Consider the following 18459-nt stretch of genomic DNA (forward strand, 5'->3'; position numbering starts at 1 on the left):
GTGCCCATGGACTCCCGGACGACCTGGCCCACGCTGCTGTCCGCTCTCCTGTCCGGAGAGCACCTCACCTCCGACGAGTCGGCCTGGGCGATGCGGGAGATCATGTCCGGCGCCGCGACGCCCTCCCAGATCGCCGGCTTCGTGATCGCGCTGCGCGCCAAGGGCGAGACCGTGGCCGAGGTGGTGGGCCTGGCCCGCACCATGCTCGACCTGGCCACGCCGCTGAGCGTCGAGGGCCCTGTGGTGGACGTCGTCGGCACGGGCGGCGACCGGGCCCACACCGTCAACGTCTCCACCATGGCCGCCGTCGTGGCCGCCGCCGCGGGCGCGCGCGTGGTCAAGCACGGCAACCGGGCCGCCTCGTCCTCCTGCGGCGCCGCCGACGTCCTCGAGCACCTGGGCATCCGGCTCGACCTCACGCCCGAGCAGACGGCGCAGGTGGCCCGCCAGGCCGGCATCGCGTTCTGCTTCGCGCCGGTCTACCACCCCGCGCTGCGCTTCGCCGGGCCGACCCGCAAGGAGATCGGCGTCCCCACGGTCTTCAACTTCCTCGGCCCGCTGACCAACCCGGCCCGCCCGTCGGCCCAGGCCATCGGCGTCTACGACGCGGGCATGCTGCCGGTGCTCGCGGGCGTCTTCGCCGAGCGCGGGGTCTCGGCCCTGGTCTTCCGCGGCGACGACGGCCTCGACGAGCTCACCATCGCCGCCACCTCGACGGTCTGGGTGGTCAAGGACGGCACGGCGACGCAGACCACGTTCGACCCCGCGGTGCTCGGCATCCCGCGCGCCGACGTGGGCGCGCTGCGCGGCGGTGACGTGGCGTTCAACGCGCAGGCGGTGCACGACCTCGTCCGCGGCAAGACGGGGCCGGTGCGCGACGCGGTGCTGCTCAACGCGGCGGCGGCCCTGGTGGCGCTCGACGGGCCCGGCGACGACCTCGACTCGGCCATGATCGACGCGTACGCCCGCGCGGTGCAGGCGGTCGACTCCGGCGGCGCGGCGGCCGTGCTGGACCGCTGGATCGAGGCCAGCGGCTCCTTCCGCCCCGCCTAGACCACCGCCTCCTACGTTCCGTAGTAGCCCGGCCGGGCGGCGGTCAGCGGTCGAGCAGGTTGGTGGGGCCGTCCTTGAGCGCGCTCCACTTGAGCCACTCCTTCCAGTTCTCCTGCCAGTGCCCCCACCCGTTGGTGGGCTCCAGCTTGCGCGGCGTGCCCGTGATGATGATCGGGTCGCCGATCAGCGTGTTCTTGATGAACCAGGCCGCGTTGGCCGGGCTGACGTTCACGCAGCCGTGGCTGACGTTCGAGTTGCCCTGCGAGCCGACCGACCAGGGCGCGCTGTGCACGTACTCGCCGCTGTTGGAGATGCGCACGGTGTTGTAGACGGTCAGCTGGTAGTAGCCGGCCGAGCCGGGGCCGATCCCCGGCGAGGTCATCACGGTCACGGGCTCGCGCGACATGGCCAGGTGCACGCCCGAGGTCGTGTGGTACTTCCACTGGCCGCCCTGCCCGGCGCTCATCGGCATGCTGCGGATCCGCTTGCCGTCCCGCCGGACGATCAGGACGTGCTCGTTGGTGCTGCCCTTGGTGATCTGCGAGCGGCCGATCTTGAAGTCGAGCTTCACGTCGCGCTTGCCGTACATGCCGGGGCCGCCGCGCACGCCGGCCAGCCTGGCCTCCACCCGCACCTTCGTGTGCGCCGGCCAGTATTTCCGCGGCCGGAAGTCCACGTGCTGGTCGTCGAACCAGTGCCAGGCCCCCTCGACCGGCTTGGAGCTGTGCACGCTGAGGTTGCGCTCGACGGCCACCCGGTCGGTGACGGGCTGGTCGAAGGCGATCATGACGGGCATGCCGACGCCGACCGTCAGCCCGGTGTCGTCCTTGTTCGGGGTGATGGTCGCGATGTCGAACGTCTTGCCGCCCTTGACCGTGCTGAACCCGCTGCGGGTCTCGCTCCGCTTGCCCGCCGCGTCGGCGGAGACGGCGGTCACCGTGTACGAGGTGCCGGGCCTGGCGGTGCCGAGGCTGCGCCAGCGGGTGCCGTCGGCGCTGAGGACGCCCTTGAGGACCCCTGCCTTGCCCCCGTCCACCCGCACGCTCTTCAGCGTGCCTCCCTGGACCGAGACGACCACGGGCTGGTCCGTGGGCACGTTCGCCGTCTTGTCCGCCGGAGAGAACCCCACAGAGGCGCCGGGCGCCCCTCCGGCCATGGCGACCCCCTGAGGGTCCTGCGCCGGGCTCTGCGCCGAGCACGCCGCCAGCAGCGCCAAGGCCAGCAAACCGGCCGATCCATACGCTCCTCGCCCCACGAAGTACTCCCTCGCCCGAGATCGAACCCCTTCCGCCTCCTTTATTACCCTGAGTAATTGATTCACCACATCCGTACACTGGTAAAGAACACCAAAAAGCGGGCGTCCCTCCTCAAGAGGAAGACGCCCGCTCCAGGTGTGGTGCCTCAGTGCGAGAAGTGGCCCCGGTAGTACTGGAAGACGAATCCGATCATGGCCATGATGATCAGGAAGACGCCGATCAGGAACATCCAGAAGCCGATCACGAACCCGGCGAAGGCGAAGGCCGCCGCCAGGCAGAGGAACAGCGGCCACCAGCTGCTCGGGCTGAAGAAGCCGATCTCGCCCGCGCCGTCGCTGATCTCGGCCTGCTTGTCGTCCTCCGGCTGCGCGCCGATCCGCCGCGCGGTGAACATCAGGTAGTAGCCCACCATGAACGCGAAGCCGACCGAGATGGCCATGGCCGTGGTGCCGACCGGCTCACCGTGGCCCGTCGCCGCCTTGGTCCAGAACCAGTAGGCGATGTCGACGCCGGCGAAGAAGACGCCGCACAGCAGGAAGAGCCAACCCTGGACCTTCATCAGCCCTCGACCTCCTGGGTGGACTTGGCGGACGCGTGCGGGTAGTGCAGGTCGAACGCGGGGCGCTCGGACCGGATCCGCGGCAGCGAGGTGAAGTTGTGCCGCGGCGGCGGGCAGGAGGTCGCCCATTCGAGCGAGCCGCCGTAGCCCCACGGGTCGTCCACGGTGACCTTGGGCGCGCTGCGCCAGGTCTTCCAGACGTTGTAGAAGAACGGCAGCGTCGAGGCGCCCAGCACGAACGCGCCCACCGAGGACAGCAGGTTGAGGTCGGTGAAGCCGTCGGCCGGGCTGTAGTCGGCGTAGCGCCGCGGGAAGCCCAGCATGCCGAGCCAGTGCTGGATCAGGAACGTCAGGTGGAAGCCGATGAACAGCAGCCAGAAGTGCAGCTTGCCGAGCTTGTCGTCGAGCATCTTGCCGGTGAACTTGGGCCACCAGAAGTAGAACCCGGCGAACATGGCGAACACGACGGTGCCGAAGACCACGTAGTGGAAGTGGGCGACGACGAAGTAGGTGTCGCTGATGTGGAAGTCGAGCGGCGGCGAGGCCAGGATGACGCCCGTCAGGCCGCCCAGCAGGAACGTGATGAGGAAGCCGACCGAGAAGAGCATCGGCGACTCGAAGCTCAGATGGCCTCGCCACATCGTGCCGATCCAGTTGAAGAACTTCACGCCCGTCGGCACCGCGATGAGGAACGTCATGAACGAGAAGAACGGCAGCAGCACCTGCCCGGTCGGGAACATGTGGTGCGCCCAGACCGTGATGGACAGGCCCGCGATCGAGATCGTCGCGGCCACGAGGCTGATGTAACCGAAGATCGGCTTACGGCTGAAGACCGGCAGGACCTCGGTGACGATGCCGAAGAACGGCAGCGCGATGATGTACACCTCGGGATGGCCGAAGAACCAGAACAGGTGCTGCCAGAGCAACGCCCCGCCGTTCTCCGAGGTGAAGATGTGGGTGCCCAGTTTCCGGTCCGACTCCAGTGCCAGCAGCGCCGCCGCCAGCACGGGGAAGGCCATCAGCACGAGCATGCTGGTCAGCAGGATGTTCCAGGTGAAGATCGGCATCCGGAACATGGTCATGCCGGGCGCGCGCATGCAGATGATCGTGGTGATGAAGTTCACCGCGCCGAGGATCGTGCCGAGGCCGGACAGCGCCAGACCCATGATCCACAGGTCGCCGCCGACGCCGGGCGAGTTGATCGCGTTGGACAGCGGCGTGTAGGCGAACCAGCCGAACGAGGCCGCGCCGCCCGGGGTGAAGAAGCCCGACACGGCGATGAGGCTGCCGAACAGGTAGAGCCAGTAGCTGACCATGTTGAGGCGCGGGAACGCCACGTCGGGGGCGCCGATCTGCAGCGGCATCAGCTCGTTGGCGAAGCCGGCGAACAGCGGCGTCGCGAACATCAGCAGCATGATCGTGCCGTGCATGGTGAACAGCTGGTTGAACTGCTCGTTGCTGGTGATCTGCAGGCCGGGCTGCGCCAGCTCGGCCCGCATGATCAGCGCCATGACGCCGCCGATCAGGAAGAAGGCGAACGACGTGATCAGGTACATGTGCCCGATGATCTTGTGATCAGTCGAGGACATCCACTTGGCGATGATCTGGCCCTTGGTGATGGGCCTGACCGGCGCTGTCGTCAGTGGTTCGTGGATGGCGGTCACTGGGCACTCCCAGCCTGTTGGGTCGCGAGGTACTGGTCCCAGTCCGGCTTGTCTACGAGCTTCACCGAGAAGAGCATCCGGCTGTGGTCGACGCCGCAGAGCTCGGCGCAGCGGCCGGCGAACACGCCGGTCCTGCCGAGCGTGTTGATCTGGAACTTGCGGCCGGGGTTGTCCTCGGGGATGCCGGGGATCACGTCACGCTTGAACAGGAACTCCGGCACCCAGAACGAGTGGATGACGTCGTCGGTCGACAGGTCGAACTCGACCTTCGTCTTCGTCGGCAGGACCAGCTGCGGGCCCTGGTGGAAGTCGTTCACCGGCACACCCGCGACCGGCGGCAGCGTCTTGCCGTTGACGGTCGTGGTGAAGCGCCAGCTCCACTGGTACGCCTCGACCTTGACCTTGACCGTGGCATCCCCGTCGACCTTGGCCAGCACCTCGCTGTCGCGGGCGGTGAAGAAGAAGAACACCGACACCATGACCAGCGGGATCAGGGTGTAGAGCATCTCGATCGGCAGGTTGTAACGCACCTGCGGCGGCAGCTCGGCCTTGGCCCTGCGCTTGCGATGGAAGAACGACGCCCACAGGATCAGCACGATGACGACCGCGCCCGTGGCGAGTGCGGCGATCCAGGCCCCGTTCCACAGGCTCTGAACCACACCGGCCTCTTCGGTGATGTGGTCAGGAAGAAGGCCGCGAGACCAGTTGGCCTCGGGGACGTCATTAGCACACGCCGTAGCAGTGGCCAGCAGCAACGCCAAAGCGGCGGCTCGTGGCACCCTGCGCCGGGCCAACGAACGCCGCGTCGTACGGCGAGTCGGACTCACGGATCGCCTACCCCACAGATGAAGCCCAAGAGTCTCTCCCTTGGGCGCTCGTATTGCTGTTTTCTGCATCAAGCACAGACTGACAAGCAGACACATTAGCGTGCGGGTGCCTCGCCCTACCTCTCGACCCCTCGATGGCGCCGGAAGTGGGACGATGTATCCCGTGGCCTACTTCGACGCGGCTTCCAGCGAGCCGCTCCACCCCCAGGCGCGCGAGGCGCTGCTGGCGGCGATCGACGCCGGCTGGGCCGATCCGGCGCGACTCTACGGAGCGGCCCGCCGCGCTCACCTGCTGCTCGAACAGGCCCGCACGGACGTGGCCGAGGCGCTCGGCGCGCGTCCTGACGAGGTGTCGTTCACCGCGTCGGGCACGCAGGCCGTGCATCTCGGCGTGCTCGGCACCCTACACGGAAGACGCAGGGCCGGACGCCACCTGGTGACGAGCGCGGTCGAGCACTCCAGCGTGCTGCACGCGGGCCAGGTGCACGAACGCGAGGGCGGCACGGTCGAGACGGTGGGCGTCGACCTGAGCGGGCGGGTGGACCTGGCGCGCTTCGCCGAGGCGGTCGCCGCGCCCGGCACGGCGCTGGCCTGCCTGCAGACGGCCAACCACGAGGTCGGCACCACCCAGCCGGTGGCCGAGGCGGCCGGGGCCTGCCGCGCGCACGGCGTTCCGCTGCTGGTGGACGCGGCGCAGACGGCGGGCCGGATGCCGATCCCGCCCGGCTGGTCGGTGCTGGCGGCCAGCGCCCACAAGTGGGGCGGCCCGGCCGGGGTGGGTGTGCTGGCGGTGCGGAAGGGCACGCGGTTCCGCTCGTTCCTGCCGGAGGACGAGCGGGAGCGGCGGCGGGTGCCGGGCTTCGAGAACGTGCCCGCCGTCGTCGCGGCCGCCGCGGCCCTGCGCGCGGTGCGCGCCGAGGCGGAGCGGGAGCAGGCGCGGCTCTCCGCGCTGGTCGACCGGATCAGGGCCAGGGTCAAGGAGACCGTCCCCGACGTGGAGGTCATCGGCGACCCCGTCGGCCGGGCCCCGCACATCGTGACCTTCTCGTGCCTGTACGTCGACGGGGAGGCGCTGCTGACCGAGCTCGACAAGGCGGGCTTCGCCGTATCGTCCGGAAGTTCGTGCACCGCTAGTACGCTTCGTCCATCGCACGTCCTAGAGGCGATGGGCGTGCTGACGCATGGCAATGTCCGGGTGTCGCTGCCCAGGAGGACCCGCGCGGACGAGGTCGACGCCTTCCTCGCCGCGCTGCCCGACCTGGTGCGCCGGATCCGGCAGGACGCGGGAGTCGCATGACCGAGGTTACCCAGCCGGCTTTGACCATCGACGCGCTCGGCAAGAAGTGCCCGATCCCGATCATCATGCTCGCCGAGCAGATCAACGACGTTCCGCTGAACGCCGTGGTGGCCGTGCTGGCCGACGATCCCGCGGCCTACACGGACGTGCCGGCGTGGTGCAGGCTGAAGTCGCATCGGCATGTGGGGTCGTACGAGCTGCCTGAGGGCGGCTGGGCGATCCACGTACGGCGCAACTACTGAAATCTCCGGCCTGTCGCTCACCAGCCGATTCACGCCCGCACAGCGGGTAGGGCCTTCCCTTGAGGAGTCATCGACAACCGGGGGGAAGTCATGATCAGCGGAAATCCGCAGGAGACCGCCCGCGACGTCATGAGCACGGGCGCGGAGTGCGTCGCGGCGCACGAGACCCTTGACCGGGCGGCGCAGATGATGCGCGAGAGCGATGTGGGCGCCCTGCCCGTCTGCGGGCCGGACGACCGCGTCACCGGTATCATCACCGACCGCGACATCGTGCTGAAGTGTGTCGCGGCCGGTCACGATCCGTCCCGTGTGACGGCGGGCGAACTGGCCGTCGGGCTGGTCTGGGTGCCGTCGGACGCGACCGTGGAGGAGGCGCTGGCCCGGATGGAGGAGCACCGGATCAAGCGCCTGCCGGTGATGGAGAACGGCCGCATCGTCGGCATGATCACCGAGGCGGACCTGGCCAGGCACCTGCCCGACGGCGATCTCGCCGAGTTCGTGCACCGCGTCTACGCCATGCGCTGAAACGCCGTTCAGCGGGCGTCCTGACGGCGGCCGGACGGGCCGCCGGTCTTGTGGCGGGCCGTCCCCATGAGGGGCGGCCCGTCTCACGTTCTCCGGCTCAGGGGTGGTAGCAGCGGACGTGGGGGGCGATCTCCGCCTCGGCCTCCGCGCCGTACGCGGAGCCGAACCGCTCCAGGAACGCCTTCTGCCCGAGCTCGTACTCCTGGCCGCCCACGCGCTCCAGCACGTGGGTGGCGGTCAGGTTGCCGATCTGCCCACACCGCTCCAGCGGCAGGCCCCAGGCCACGCCGGCCAGGAACCCGGCGCGGAAGGCGTCGCCGACGCCGGTGGGGTCGGCCTTGCCCCGCTCGGGGGCGGGGGCGACCTGGATGGACGGCTCGCCCTGGCGGTCGATGACGGCGCCCTTGGGGCCGAGCGTGGTGATCCGGACGCCGACCCGGCCGAGGATCTCCTCGTGGGACCAGCCGGTCTTCTGCTCGATGAGCCCCTTCTCGTAGTCGTTGCTGAACAGGTAGGCGGCGCCGTCGACGAGCTGGCGGATCTGCTCGTCCTCCATCCGGGCCAGCTGCTGGGAGATGTCGGCGGCGAACGGGATGCCGCGCTGGCGGCACTCGTCGGCGTGACGCAGCATGGCGTCGGGGTCGTTGGGGCTGATCAGGACCAGGTCGAGGCTGCCCAGGCGGTCGGCCACGGGCTGCAGCTCGATGAGCCGCGCCTCGGCCATGGCGCCGGTGTAGAACGAGGCGATCTGGTTGTGGTTCTCGTCCGTGGTGCACAGGAAGCGGGCGGTGTGCTGGGTCTCCGAGACGTGCACGGAGCCGCACTCGACGCCATGGCGCTCCAGCCACGAGCGGTAGTCGGCGAAGTCGTTGCCGACCGCCCCCACGAGGATCGGCTTGAGGCCGAGACAGGCCATTCCGAAGGCGATGTTCGCGGCGCAGCCGCCACGGCGGATCTGGAGGTCATCGACCAGGAAAGAGAGCGACACCCGATCGAGTTGCTCGGCGATGAGCTGGTCGCCGAAGCTCCCAGGGAAGGTCATCAGGTGATCTGTCGCGATGGAGCCGGTTACGGCGATGCGCACGGGATTCTTCTTCCTCGTTGTCAGCAGGCCAATGAGCCCCACGAGAATACGCGAAGGTCCCGCACGCACAAAGGCGAGCGGGACCTGCCGGCCGCGGGTGACCCGTTCTAGTTGAACGAGTCACCACAGGCGCACGAGCCCGTGGCGTTGGGGTTGTCGATCGTGAAGCCCTGCTTCTCGATCGTGTCGACGAAGTCGATGGAGGCGCCCATCAGGTAGGGGGCGCTCATCCGGTCGGTGACCACGCTGACGCCGCCGAAGTCCGACACGACGTCGCCGTCCATCGAACGGTCGTCGAAGAAGAGCTGGTAGCGCAGGCCGGAGCAACCTCCCGGCTGCACGGCGACCCGCAGCTGCAGACCCTCTTCGCCCTGCTGTTCGAGCAGGTTCTTGACCTTGGCGGCGGCCGCGTCAGTCAGGATCAGGCCCTGTGCCGTGGTCTCGCTGCTCTCAACCGTCATCTGCTGACTCCCTAACCCGGCTGTCTGTTTTCGACGTCCTTGCTAATGACGCTACCAACACCTGGGCGATGCCACACATTCCCGGGGCCCCATCCCCCGGAATGACCACATTTATCCGTGTGTCATGATGGGTATCGTCATAACGACGATAAGGGGGTACGGCCATGGCCACCCAGACTGGACTGCCGCTCTTCGTGCTCGGCCGGGGCGCCGATCCGCACAGCGAGAAGGGAGTCGACTGCCCCGGCGAGCTGCCGCCGGCCTCCGACCCCGGCCTGGTGGAACGGGCCCGCAAGGCCAAGGAGGCGCTCGGCGACCGCCTCTTCGTGCTCGGCCATCACTACCAGCGTGACGAGGTCATCCAGTTCGCCGACGTGACGGGTGACTCGTTCAAGCTGGCCCAGCAGGCGGCGGCGCGGCCCGGGGCCGAGTTCATCGTCTTCTGCGGCGTGCACTTCATGGCCGAGTCCGCCGACATCCTGACGGGCGCGGGCCAGAAGGTGGTCCTGCCCGACCTGGCGGCCGGTTGCTCGATGGCGGACATGGCCACGTTCGACCAGGTCGAGGAGTGCTGGGAGGCGCTGGAGGACGCCGGGCTGGCCGACCAGGTGGTGCCGGTCACGTACATGAACTCCAGCGCCGACATCAAGGCGTTCTGCGGCAGGAACGGCGGCGCCGTCTGCACCTCCTCCAACGCCCGCCGCGCGCTCGACTGGGCGTTCACGCGGGGGCAGAAGGTGCTGTTCCTGCCCGACCAGCATCTCGGCCGCAACACCGCGGTGCTGGAGATGGGCATGTCCCTGGACGACTGCGTGGTGTGGAACCCGCACCGCCCCAACGGCGGCCTGACCCGCGAGCAGCTGGAGCGGGCCAGGATGATCTTGTGGCGGGGCCACTGCTCGGTGCACGGCCGCTTCACCGCCGAGTCGGTGGACGACGTACGCGCCCGCATCCCCGGCGTCAACGTGCTCGTGCACCCGGAGTGCCGGCACGAGGTGGTGCTCAAGGCCGACCACGTGGGCTCGACCGAGCACATCATCAAGACGCTGGAGGCGGCCCCCTCGGGGTCGAGCTGGGCCATCGGCACGGAGCTCAACCTGGTCAAGCGCCTGGCGCAGACCTTCCCGGACAAGGACATCTCGTTCCTGGACCGGACCGTCTGCTACTGCTCCACGATGAACAGGATCGACCTGCCGCACCTGGTGTGGGCGCTGGAGTCGCTGGTGCTGGGCGAGGTCGTCAACCAGATCACGGTGGACGAGGACACCACCCACTGGGCCAAGGTCGCCCTGGACCGCATGCTGGCCCTTCCGTAACGCGGGTGAGGAGGTGGGCCGGGGCTCAGGTCAGGCGAAGTCGTAGCCGAGGCGTACCGTGACGGTGAGCGACTGGCGGCCCGGGCTGATCGAGGCTTCGGAGTCGGCCGCGAAGCTGGCCGCCATCCGCGCCATCGGCCGCGGCGGCCCCGCGGAGAGGTCCTCGCTCACCTCCGTCACCCGCCCCAGCGGGCGCCCGGCCAGCTCGGCGTACTGCGCCGCCTTGGCCGCGGCGTCCCTGAACGCCCGCACCCGCGCCTCGGCCAGCGCCCCGGCCGGGTCGGACCGTTCGAAGGCCACGCCGTTGAGCCTGGCCTCCTCCCCCACGCCCGCCACGGTGTCGATGACGTGGTCGGCCCTGCTCAGGTCGCGGACGACGACCTCGACGCCCTGGACGGCCCGGTACGCGGCCACCTCCGGGTAGTTGGCGTATTCGGGCCCCAGCGACAGCTCCACCGTGGTCACGTCGTCTGGGGCGACGCCCTCCCGCCTGAGCGCCTCGGCCAGCCGGGCGGCGGCGGCCCGCACCGCGGCGAACGCCTCGGCGGCGGAGGTCCTGCGCACCTCGACGCCCGCGTGCAGGCGCAGGATGTCGGGCGTGGCCAGGACCGAACCCTGGCCGATCACGGTGATGTCCACGAGGCCCAGCCCCTTCGCATGGGTTCCACCCCGATCTTAGGACGCCGCCGGAGGCTACGCGGGCACGCGGGCGAAGCGGAATCCCATCTTGTCGAACTCGGCCTTCTCCGCCGCCGTCGCCAGCACCCGCGAGACCTGCCCCTTCAGGTCGATGACGACGGCCTCGTAACCCTTGTCCTTGATCCGCCACACGGCCAGGTGCTCGTCGTCCCACCAGCCGATGAGGCGGACGGCGGCGAACGGGATCGTCACCGCGTCCGCGCCGCCGCCGGAGGTGGAGCGGGCGCACAGCGTGGTCGCGTCCGTCGTGCAGTGGGCCAGGAAGCGGGAACCGGTCGGCGAGACGTCGTCGCCCTCCACCCACACCGGCGCGCCCACGTCCCGCAGCGTGCGCACGAGCCTGCCGTTGAGGTCGTAGAACGTCATCCGGTCGCCGACCCACGTGCCCACCGCCTGGCCGCCGGCGTCCCAGAAGAAGCGCCACTTCCCCGCGCCCTGCTCCTTGATCTCGAACACGCGGCCCTTCTCGTAGGTGACGTCGACGATGCCGTAGCCGTACTCGACCGTGTTGTTCTCCGCGCCCTTGAAGAGGGTGACCAGGCCGTACTTGCCGTCGGGGGACCAGCGCGGCGTGGTGGGGAAGACCGGCCTGGGGCTGAGCCTGATCGCGCGCCTGCCGCCGGTGGCGTGGTCGACGATCGAGACGGTGGCGTAGCCGTCCGTGGTGTAGTCGGCGTCGGTGGCGAGCGCGCGGCCGGTCCTGGGGTCGAGGGCGTACTCGAAGTAGCGGCTGTCGGCGGTGAATGCGCCGGTGGCGTGCTGCCTGACGTAGAGGCGCTTGCCGCTGTCGAGGGTGTAGGAGACGAGCTCGATGGGGTCGCCGGCGCGCTCCTCGACCCGCACCGACGTGCCCGGCAGGGCGATCGAACGGATGGCGGGGCGGGTCGCGGGGGCCGTCGTGGGCGGGGTGGCGGGGGCGGAGGTGGCGACCTGGGCGGCCGTGGACGTGGGCGTCGTACCGCCGTCCCCGGACCCTTCTGAGAGCCGGACGGCCACCAGCGCCGCGGCGGCGACCAGCGTGAGCGCGCCCGAGACGACCGCCGTGACCACCCAGCCGGTACGCCGGCGCCGGGTGGGCCACGTGTGCGGCCCCGGCCGCGCCTGCCGGCCAGGCGCGTGCGGGCCGGCCGCCGCGCTTCCCTCCTGGAGCAGCCCGGATCCCTGCACGCCCGGTAACCGCTGCCCGCTGGAGGCCGTCCGAGGGGCTGGGGCGGGGGTGTGGCCGAGGAGTCGCATGAGGGCGTCGCTCGCCGACGGCCGTCCGGCAGGGTCCTTGGCCAGGCACTCCGTGACGAGGGCGCGCAGGGCGGGATCCGCGATGGAGCCGGTGTCGGCCTCGGTGTGCATGATCCGGTTGACCACCGCCGGCACGCTGTCCTGCCCGAACGGCGGCTGCCCCGAGGCGGCGTACAGCAGCGTGCACGCCCACGCGAACATGTCCGACCTCGGCCCCGGGTTCGACTGGGTGAGCTGCTCGGGAGCCATGTACGAGGGCGTGCCGATCACGGCCACCGTGAGCGTCGAGCTGAGGTCGAGCGCCTTGGCGATGCCGAAGTCGATCACGCGGGGGCCGTCGGAGGCCAGCAGCACGTTCGACGGCTTGAAGTCGCGGTGCACGATGCCGGCCTGGTGGATGGCGACCAGCGCGGTGATGGTGCCGATGGCGAGCCGGTGCAGGGAGGTGCCGGTGCGGGGGCCCTGCCGGCGTACGACGTCGGCGAGGGTGGGGCCGTCGATGTACTCGCTGACGATGTACGGGCGCCCGCCGTACAGGCCGGTCTCGACGACCTGCGCCGTGCAGAACGGCGCCACCCGCCGCGCCATCGCCACCTCGCGGACGAACCGCTCCGACGCCTCGGCGTCGCCCGCCAGGTCGGCGCGCAGCAGCTTGAGCGCCACCTTGGTGCCGTCCGGCGCCGTGGCGAGGTAGACGATGCCCTGCCCGCCCTCGCCGAGCCGCCCCGACAGCCCGTACGCGCCCACCGTCGCCGGATCCCCTGGCCGCAGACCCGCCAGGTCAGGCATTGGCACCCCCACAAATGGCCTCTTTCCCGCCATTCTGGTGGGTGGCCCACAGATCCGTCACCCATTCCCCCAACGCCACCCCCACCCCCAGCTCAACGCCCCCCACCCCCCAAAGGACCGTCACCGCCTCAGTGACCGCCGCCCGCAGGAGGGCCGTTGCCCGCTCAGGGACCGCCGCTGTCTCGCTGATCGCCGCCTGCTGGAGGGTCGTCGCCGGTGGTGGGCTTGCCGGGCGGCCCCGCACCGAACTCGGGCACTTGGGGCATCTGGGGTACTTGCCGCTGATGCTGAGCGTGAGCGGAAGGCAGGGCCGCGTCGGCGACGGTGTGTGGGTGGTGGAGCTGGATGCGGCGTCCCGGGCCTGGTACGCGGACGTGCTCGCCCCCGAGTTCGTACGCCAGCCGCTCCCGGCAGCCGTCCGGGTCGCCCGCGCTGATCACGACGACCGGCGCCCTGGGGAACGGCTTCTCGGCCCGGAGCCTGCGCAGGTCAGCGGCCATGCCGCCCCGCGCCAGCCACTCCCCCGCCATCGCGGAGATCGTCGTGCCGGTGCGGTAGATCCCCGACGGGTCGGGCAGCCCGGTGAGCAGCCGGTGCGCGGCCGGTCCGGTCAGCCGGGCCAGGACGGTCGCACCCCACGTCCCGCCGAGCGCGGGCAGCCAGCGTCCCGCCGTCCCGGTGGCCGCCGCCGACGGAGGCCGTTCGGTGACGCAGGCCGGATCCACCAGGACGAGCCGGGCCAGGCACAGCGGATGCAACCGGGCGAACGCCTCCGCATGCCAGCAGGCGACACCGTGCGCGATGACGGTGACCTGCTGAGGATGAGCCGGAGCCAGCGCGGCCAGCCGGGCCACCTCGCCGTACAGGGTCGGCGGCGCGGACGAGGGCGGGCTGAGGCCGAGCCCGGGCCGGTCGAACCGGATGACCCGGTGCCCGGCGGCGGCGAGCAGACCGGCCACCGCATCCCAGTGAAACCAGGCCCCCGCCGCCCCCACCGCGATCAGCACCGCGGGCCCCTCCCCCTGCACGACAACGTGCTGCCTCCCACACCCGACAACCACCCCACCCAAACCCGCCCCGGCACCCGCACCCCCAGCACCGGCCCCACCCGGACCCGCTTCGACACCCCGGCCTGCGACGCCGTCCTCGCCCGCTTCGCCTGCGGCGTCAGCACCGCGCCGTCCTTGCGCCGTGCCCGTGAGCCTCCCGGCATCCGCCCCGTCCATCGCCTCCAGCGGGTGTCCAGCCCCGCTCACTACGCCGAACCCCTCTCCCGCGCCGTCCGGGCGGACCCGGGCGCCGCCCACGCCGCCCATGCGGCCGGGGGCGATTCTCATGGAGGGGGTCAGGGCTTGGTCCTCCTCCTGGTCGTCGGCGACGAGCAGGCGCAGGGCCACGTACACGAGCCAGAACGCGATCATGGTGAGCTGGGCCCGGTGCGCGAGCCCGGCGCCTCGGCCGCCGGCCAGACCGGCCACGGTGAGCACCGTGGCGGCCAGGGTGAGCCAGGTGAACAGCCACGACACCCACGACCGCCAGCTCACGCCGAGCAGCGCCATCGCGGCCAGTACGGCGGCCGTGCCCAGCGCGCCCGCCGCGAGGTGGATCAGGTGGCCCATCGAGGTCCCCTGACGGCCGCAGAGCGGGTCGCTCACCGTGGCGCAGTCCAGCGGAAAGAGCCCGGTCACGACGGTGAGCAGCCCGAAGGCGGCCAGCGCCAGCCAGCCGGGCCATTCGCGCGCCACCCTCGGCACGAGCGTCACGCCGAGCAGGCAGGCCAGCCCGGCCAGCACGTCGCTGACCCGGAACAGGCGTGTCCACGGCTGGTCACGGGCGGCCAGCTCGCCGACGTAGCCGTCGGTCCTGTCCACGGCGGGAGTGGTGAACTGGCCGGTCATCCAGGCGCTGCCGAGTACCGCCGCCACGATGAACGCGGACGCGGCGAACACGAACAACCTTCGCTCCACGTAATGATTAGATCACTGTGGGCGATCGTCGCACATAAGCACCCCAGCTGGAGGCCCCGCACGAAACCCGCAGAGGCAGGCAACCCACCGGGACCGAGCCCCGCGCGGACAAGTCCTCTCGCGAAAGGCGCGGTCAGAGGCCGGGGGCGCCCCAGACGGGGAACCAGCGGCTGAGGTCCTTCTCCAGGGGCAGCTCGCCCTCCAGCGCCCCTCTGGCCTGCAGTTCGAGCGCGTTGTCGCGCTTCTGTCCGGAGGTAGGGGCGAAAGGGTAGAAGGTGCCGCGTTTGTACAGGTACACCACGGCCAGCCGCCCCCCGTCCGGGCCGGCGAACGACACCAGCGAGCACAGCAGCGACGGCCCGAACCCGGCGTCCTCCAGCGACGAGTTCACCGCATGCAGCTCGGTGACCAGGTCGCTGAGGGCGTCGGGCGAGCGGCGTACCAGGAGCCAGGTGTAGCCGTAGCCGTCGTCGGACTCCTCGACGCGCTCCCCGAGCAGCGCCTTGACGTCGCGTTCGAGCGTGGCGAACGCGCCGCCCTCGGCGGCCCTGAACGCCACGGAGCCGGCACCGGTGGGGACGAGCCCGGTCGCGGCCTGCAGCGTCACGGCCGCCGACGGCAGCGCGAACAACGCGTCGAGGTTGGGCTTGACCGGCTTCGACCGGCCGAGGAGCGAGTCGAGCCAGCCCATGAGGTGTTTCAGCCCCTTCCGAGTTGCCGCGAGATGTTCGCCAGCTGCTCCAGCCGGCGCTCCAGCGGCGGGTGCGTGGAGAACAAGGTCGCCAGCGTCTGGCCCTTGGCCAGGGCGGGCGCGAAGTAGAAGGCGTTGAACGGCTCCGCCTCGCGCAGGTCCCTGGTCGGAATCCTGGCCATCTCGCCGCTCACCTTGGTCAGCGCGCTGGCCAGGGCGGATGGGCGCTGCGTGAGCAGGGCGCCGGCCCGGTCGGCGGCCAGTTCGCGGTAGCGCGACAGGGCCCGGGTGAGCAGGAAGCTGACGGCGTACACGATGACCGACACCAGCAGGATCACGAGCCCGATGGGCACGCCGCCCTGGCCGTTGGAGGACCGGCGGCCACCGAGCCCCGTGTAGAGCGCGAAGCGGGTCATCAGCCCCGCCACGATCCCGAGGAACGAGGCGATCGTCATGACGGCCACGTCACGGTGGGCCACATGGGACAGCTCGTGGGCGATCACGCCCTCCAGCTCCTGCGGCTCCAGGCGGCGCAGGATGCCCGTCGTCACGCAGACGACGGCCTTCTTCTGGTTGCGGCCGGTGGCGAACGCGTTGGGGACGTCGGAATCCGCGATCGCCACCCGTGGCTTGGGCATGTCGGCCATGGCGCACAGCCGGTCGATCAGGCCGTGCAGCTCAGGGGCCTCCTGCGGAGAGACCTCCCGCCCGTGCATCGCGAACAGGGCGATGCGGTCGGACAGGAAGTACTGCACCAGCAGCAGGCCGCCCGCCAGCACCAGCACGGTCAGCGCCTGTACGCCGAGAGCGATCAGGACGCCGACGAACACCACGTAGAGCAGGCCGAGCAGGAACATCGTCACAACCATGCGGCTGGTCAGGCCGCGATCGGACGCGAACCGCGTGCTCACGGGCTCAGCCCGGGATCAGGCCCTGGTCGCCCAGCATCTCCCGGACTTCCTCGATCGAGGCGTCCGCGGGGGGAAGGATCAGCTCTGACGGCTCAAGGCTGTCGTCGGAAAGCGCCTTGCCCACATGGCGCACCTTGTCGAGCAACGCGTGCAGCTTGACCCGGAACGACTGCTCGTCACCCGCGTCGATGGCCGCTTCGAGCTCGGTGTCGAGCTCGTTGAGGACCGAGATGTCTTCGGCGGAGATCTCCACCTGACCCTCGCCCATGATCCTGACGATCATGCGCCCTCCCCAGGCTGGCGCAGCTGCTGGGTGCCACTCTGCTGCTGCGGCTGGGCCTGCGGCTGAGGCTGCTGCTGCGGCTGCCCCTGCTCAATGGCGCTCTGCGGCGCCGGGCCCTGGCCGAGCTCGGCCTTCATCCTGGCCAGCTCCAGCTCGACGTCCATGCCGCCGCCCATGCGGTCGAGCTCGGCCTGGATGTCGTCGCCGCGGGTGCCGCTGTAGTCGTCGAGCGCGCCACTGGCCAGCAGCTCGTCGATCGCGCCGGCGCGGGCCTGCATCTGCGCCGTCTTGTCCTCGGCGCGCTGGATCGCCAGGCCGACGTCGCCCATCTCCTCGGAGATGCCGGAGAACGCCTCGTTGATGCGCGTCTGCGCCTCGGCCGCGGTGTAGGTGGCCTTGATCGTCTCCTTCTTGGTGCGGAAGGAGTCGACCTTGGCCTGCAGCCGCTGCGAAGCCGTGGTCAGCTTCTCCTCTTCGGCCTGCAGGTTGTCGTGCTGGACCTTGAGGTCGGTCATCTGCGACTGCAGGTTGGACCGCCGCTGCAGCGCCTCGCGGGCCAGATCCTCACGGCCCACGGACAGCGCCTTGCGCCCCTGCTCCTCATAACGCTTGGCCTGGCTCTCCAGGCCGTTGATCTGCAACTCCACCCTCTTGCGCGAGGTGGCGACGTCGGCCACCCCCCTGCGCACCTTCTGCAACAGCTCCAGCTGCCGCTGATAGGAGTAGTCAAGGGTCTCGCGCGGATCCTCCATCTTGTCCAGGGCCTTGTTGGCCTTGGACTTGAAGATCATCGAAAGTCTCTTCATCACGCTCATGCGCGTCGGCCGTCCCCTTCTAGGTCGTGCTGGTGTTATCCCGTGCAGCGCAGCCGCCTTGGGATTACCCTACGCATAACGCACGAGGGCGTCACTAAGTTGCAGTCCAGGTAGGGTTGACGCTGTGTTGCGACGCCGTTCCCAGACCTCCGTGGACGACACCCCCGTCCCCGTTGACGATCCTAAGCCCCAGGGTAAAGGTCGTCCCACACCCAAGCGCCGCGTTGCCGAAGGCAAACGGCGCCAATACGTCTCCGCGCCGAAAGACCGCAAAGAGGCCTATCGGCAGATGCGGGCCAAGCAGGCCGCCGAGCGCGATCGTGCCCGTCAGGGCATGCTCGCTGGTGACGAGCGGTATTTTCCCGCTCGTGACAAGGGCCCAGCGCGCAAGTTCGCGCGCGAATGGGTCGACTCGCGGCGGTTGCCGAGCCAGTATTTCCTGCCGTTCTCGCTAGTCATCCTGCTCGCCACGTGGGTTCCCTGGCCGATGGCCATCCGGGCCCAGGTGCTGGGCTACGTGGTGACGATCGGCTGGCCGATCATGATGATCGGCGTGCTCTTCACCTCGGTCTACGTGGCCTGGAAGGTGAAGAAGGTGGTCGCGGAGAAGTTCCCGAACGAGAGCGTCAGAGGCGTGGGCTTCTACGCGGCGATGCGGGCCTTGCAGATCCGCAAGCTGCGCTTCCCGCCGCCCGCGGTGCTGCCCGGCGGCAAGCCGGTCCCGCCCAAGAAGTAACGGATTTTTTCCGAAATTTCGGCCGTTCCCCGGTACAGCGCCCCCGTG

19 protein-coding genes are annotated in these 18459 nt (G+C 70.1%); 6 read left to right on the forward strand and 13 right to left on the reverse strand.

Features of this window, described 5'->3' with window-relative positions:
* The first annotated feature begins 6 nt into the window (after window positions 1-6).
* Window positions 7-1053 (forward strand): anthranilate phosphoribosyltransferase, encoded by a 1047-nt coding sequence (trpD, locus tag OIE67_RS29000; RefSeq protein ID WP_106242702.1) that lies wholly within the window; start codon window positions 7-9, stop codon window positions 1051-1053.
* Between the two features lie 43 nt (window positions 1054-1096).
* On the opposite strand, the gene OIE67_RS29005 is transcribed toward trpD, so the two are convergent.
* The 4 genes from OIE67_RS29005 to ctaC all read right to left on the reverse strand — a co-directional run bounded on the left by OIE67_RS29005 (window position 1097) and on the right by ctaC (window position 5359).
* Window positions 1097-2308 (reverse strand): L,D-transpeptidase, encoded by a 1212-nt coding sequence (locus OIE67_RS29005; RefSeq protein WP_326626344.1) that lies wholly within the window; start codon window positions 2306-2308, stop codon window positions 1097-1099.
* A gap of 146 nt (window positions 2309-2454) precedes the next feature.
* Window positions 2455-2868 (reverse strand): cytochrome c oxidase subunit 4, encoded by a 414-nt coding sequence (locus OIE67_RS29010; protein WP_106242697.1) that lies wholly within the window; start codon window positions 2866-2868, stop codon window positions 2455-2457.
* Entirely contained in the window at window positions 2868-4532 is a 1665-nt protein-coding gene (gene ctaD / locus OIE67_RS29015) for an aa3-type cytochrome oxidase subunit I (RefSeq protein WP_435875068.1), read from the reverse strand. Before ctaD ends, OIE67_RS29010 begins: the two co-directional genes overlap by 1 nt.
* Window positions 4529-5359: an aa3-type cytochrome oxidase subunit II gene (gene ctaC, locus OIE67_RS29020; protein WP_456094132.1), complete on the reverse strand. Its 831-nt coding sequence runs from the start codon at window positions 5357-5359 to the stop codon at window positions 4529-4531. The genes ctaD and ctaC overlap by 4 nt, the downstream gene beginning before the upstream one ends.
* A gap of 154 nt (window positions 5360-5513) precedes the next feature.
* Between ctaC and OIE67_RS29025 the strand changes: the two genes are divergently transcribed.
* The 3 genes from OIE67_RS29025 (at window position 5514) to OIE67_RS29035 (ending at window position 7423) form a co-directional block, all read left to right on the forward strand.
* A complete protein-coding gene (locus OIE67_RS29025) occupies window positions 5514-6656 on the forward strand; it encodes a cysteine desulfurase family protein (protein ID WP_326626348.1) in 1143 nt (380 codons plus the stop codon).
* Window positions 6653-6898: a sulfurtransferase TusA family protein gene (locus OIE67_RS29030; RefSeq protein ID WP_326626350.1), complete on the forward strand. Its 246-nt coding sequence runs from the start codon at window positions 6653-6655 to the stop codon at window positions 6896-6898. Before OIE67_RS29025 ends, OIE67_RS29030 begins: the two co-directional genes overlap by 4 nt.
* Window positions 6899-6988: 90 nt before the next feature.
* The gene (locus tag OIE67_RS29035; RefSeq protein ID WP_326626352.1) at window positions 6989-7423 is read left to right on the forward strand and encodes a CBS domain-containing protein; all 435 of its coding nucleotides are present in this window, start codon (window positions 6989-6991) and stop codon (window positions 7421-7423) included.
* Between the two features lie 97 nt (window positions 7424-7520).
* Here OIE67_RS29035 and OIE67_RS29040 read toward each other — a convergent pair whose 3' ends face one another.
* A complete protein-coding gene (locus OIE67_RS29040; RefSeq protein ID WP_326626353.1) occupies window positions 7521-8507 on the reverse strand; it encodes a carbohydrate kinase family protein in 987 nt (328 codons plus the stop codon).
* Between the two features lie 107 nt (window positions 8508-8614).
* Window positions 8615-8968 (reverse strand): iron-sulfur cluster insertion protein ErpA, encoded by a 354-nt coding sequence (gene erpA / locus OIE67_RS29045; RefSeq protein ID WP_106242686.1) that lies wholly within the window; start codon window positions 8966-8968, stop codon window positions 8615-8617.
* A gap of 164 nt (window positions 8969-9132) precedes the next feature.
* Between erpA and nadA the strand changes: the two genes are divergently transcribed.
* Window positions 9133-10284, forward strand: a complete 1152-nt coding sequence (nadA, locus tag OIE67_RS29050) for a quinolinate synthase NadA (RefSeq protein WP_106242684.1) — start codon at window positions 9133-9135, stop codon at window positions 10282-10284.
* A gap of 30 nt (window positions 10285-10314) precedes the next feature.
* On the opposite strand, the gene OIE67_RS29055 is transcribed toward nadA, so the two are convergent.
* The 7 genes from OIE67_RS29055 to OIE67_RS29085 form a co-directional block, all read right to left on the reverse strand.
* The gene (locus OIE67_RS29055; RefSeq protein ID WP_326626357.1) at window positions 10315-10923 is read right to left on the reverse strand and encodes an SIMPL domain-containing protein; all 609 of its coding nucleotides are present in this window, start codon (window positions 10921-10923) and stop codon (window positions 10315-10317) included.
* Window positions 10924-10977: 54 nt separating this feature from the next.
* On the reverse strand, window positions 10978-13008 hold the full coding sequence (locus tag OIE67_RS29060; protein WP_326626359.1) for a serine/threonine-protein kinase: 2031 nt from the start codon (window positions 13006-13008) through the stop codon (window positions 10978-10980).
* Between the two features lie 164 nt (window positions 13009-13172).
* Window positions 13173-14975, reverse strand: coding sequence for an alpha/beta fold hydrolase (locus tag OIE67_RS29065; RefSeq protein ID WP_326626361.1), 1803 nt, complete (start codon window positions 14973-14975; stop codon window positions 13173-13175).
* A 133-nt stretch (window positions 14976-15108) separates the two neighbouring features.
* Entirely contained in the window at window positions 15109-15666 is a 558-nt protein-coding gene (gene pspAB, locus OIE67_RS29070; RefSeq protein ID WP_326626362.1) for a PspA-associated protein PspAB, read from the reverse strand.
* Between the two features lie 8 nt (window positions 15667-15674).
* The gene (gene htpX, locus OIE67_RS29075; protein WP_245955973.1) at window positions 15675-16535 is read right to left on the reverse strand and encodes a zinc metalloprotease HtpX; all 861 of its coding nucleotides are present in this window, start codon (window positions 16533-16535) and stop codon (window positions 15675-15677) included.
* A 46-nt stretch (window positions 16536-16581) separates the two neighbouring features.
* Window positions 16582-16860 (reverse strand): PspA-associated protein PspAA, encoded by a 279-nt coding sequence (gene pspAA / locus OIE67_RS29080; RefSeq protein WP_106242669.1) that lies wholly within the window; start codon window positions 16858-16860, stop codon window positions 16582-16584.
* A complete protein-coding gene (locus OIE67_RS29085) occupies window positions 16857-17675 on the reverse strand; it encodes a PspA/IM30 family protein (protein WP_326626366.1) in 819 nt (272 codons plus the stop codon). Before OIE67_RS29085 ends, pspAA begins: the two co-directional genes overlap by 4 nt.
* Before the next feature lie 151 nt (window positions 17676-17826).
* Between OIE67_RS29085 and OIE67_RS29090 the strand changes: the two genes are divergently transcribed.
* On the forward strand, window positions 17827-18411 hold the full coding sequence (locus tag OIE67_RS29090; protein ID WP_326626368.1) for a DUF3043 domain-containing protein: 585 nt from the start codon (window positions 17827-17829) through the stop codon (window positions 18409-18411).
* The last annotated feature ends 48 nt before the right edge of the window (window positions 18412-18459 follow it).

The sequence above is a fragment of the Nonomuraea fuscirosea genome (assembly GCF_035917475.1).
Taxonomy (GTDB): Bacteria; Actinomycetota; Actinomycetes; order Streptosporangiales; family Streptosporangiaceae; genus Nonomuraea; species Nonomuraea fuscirosea.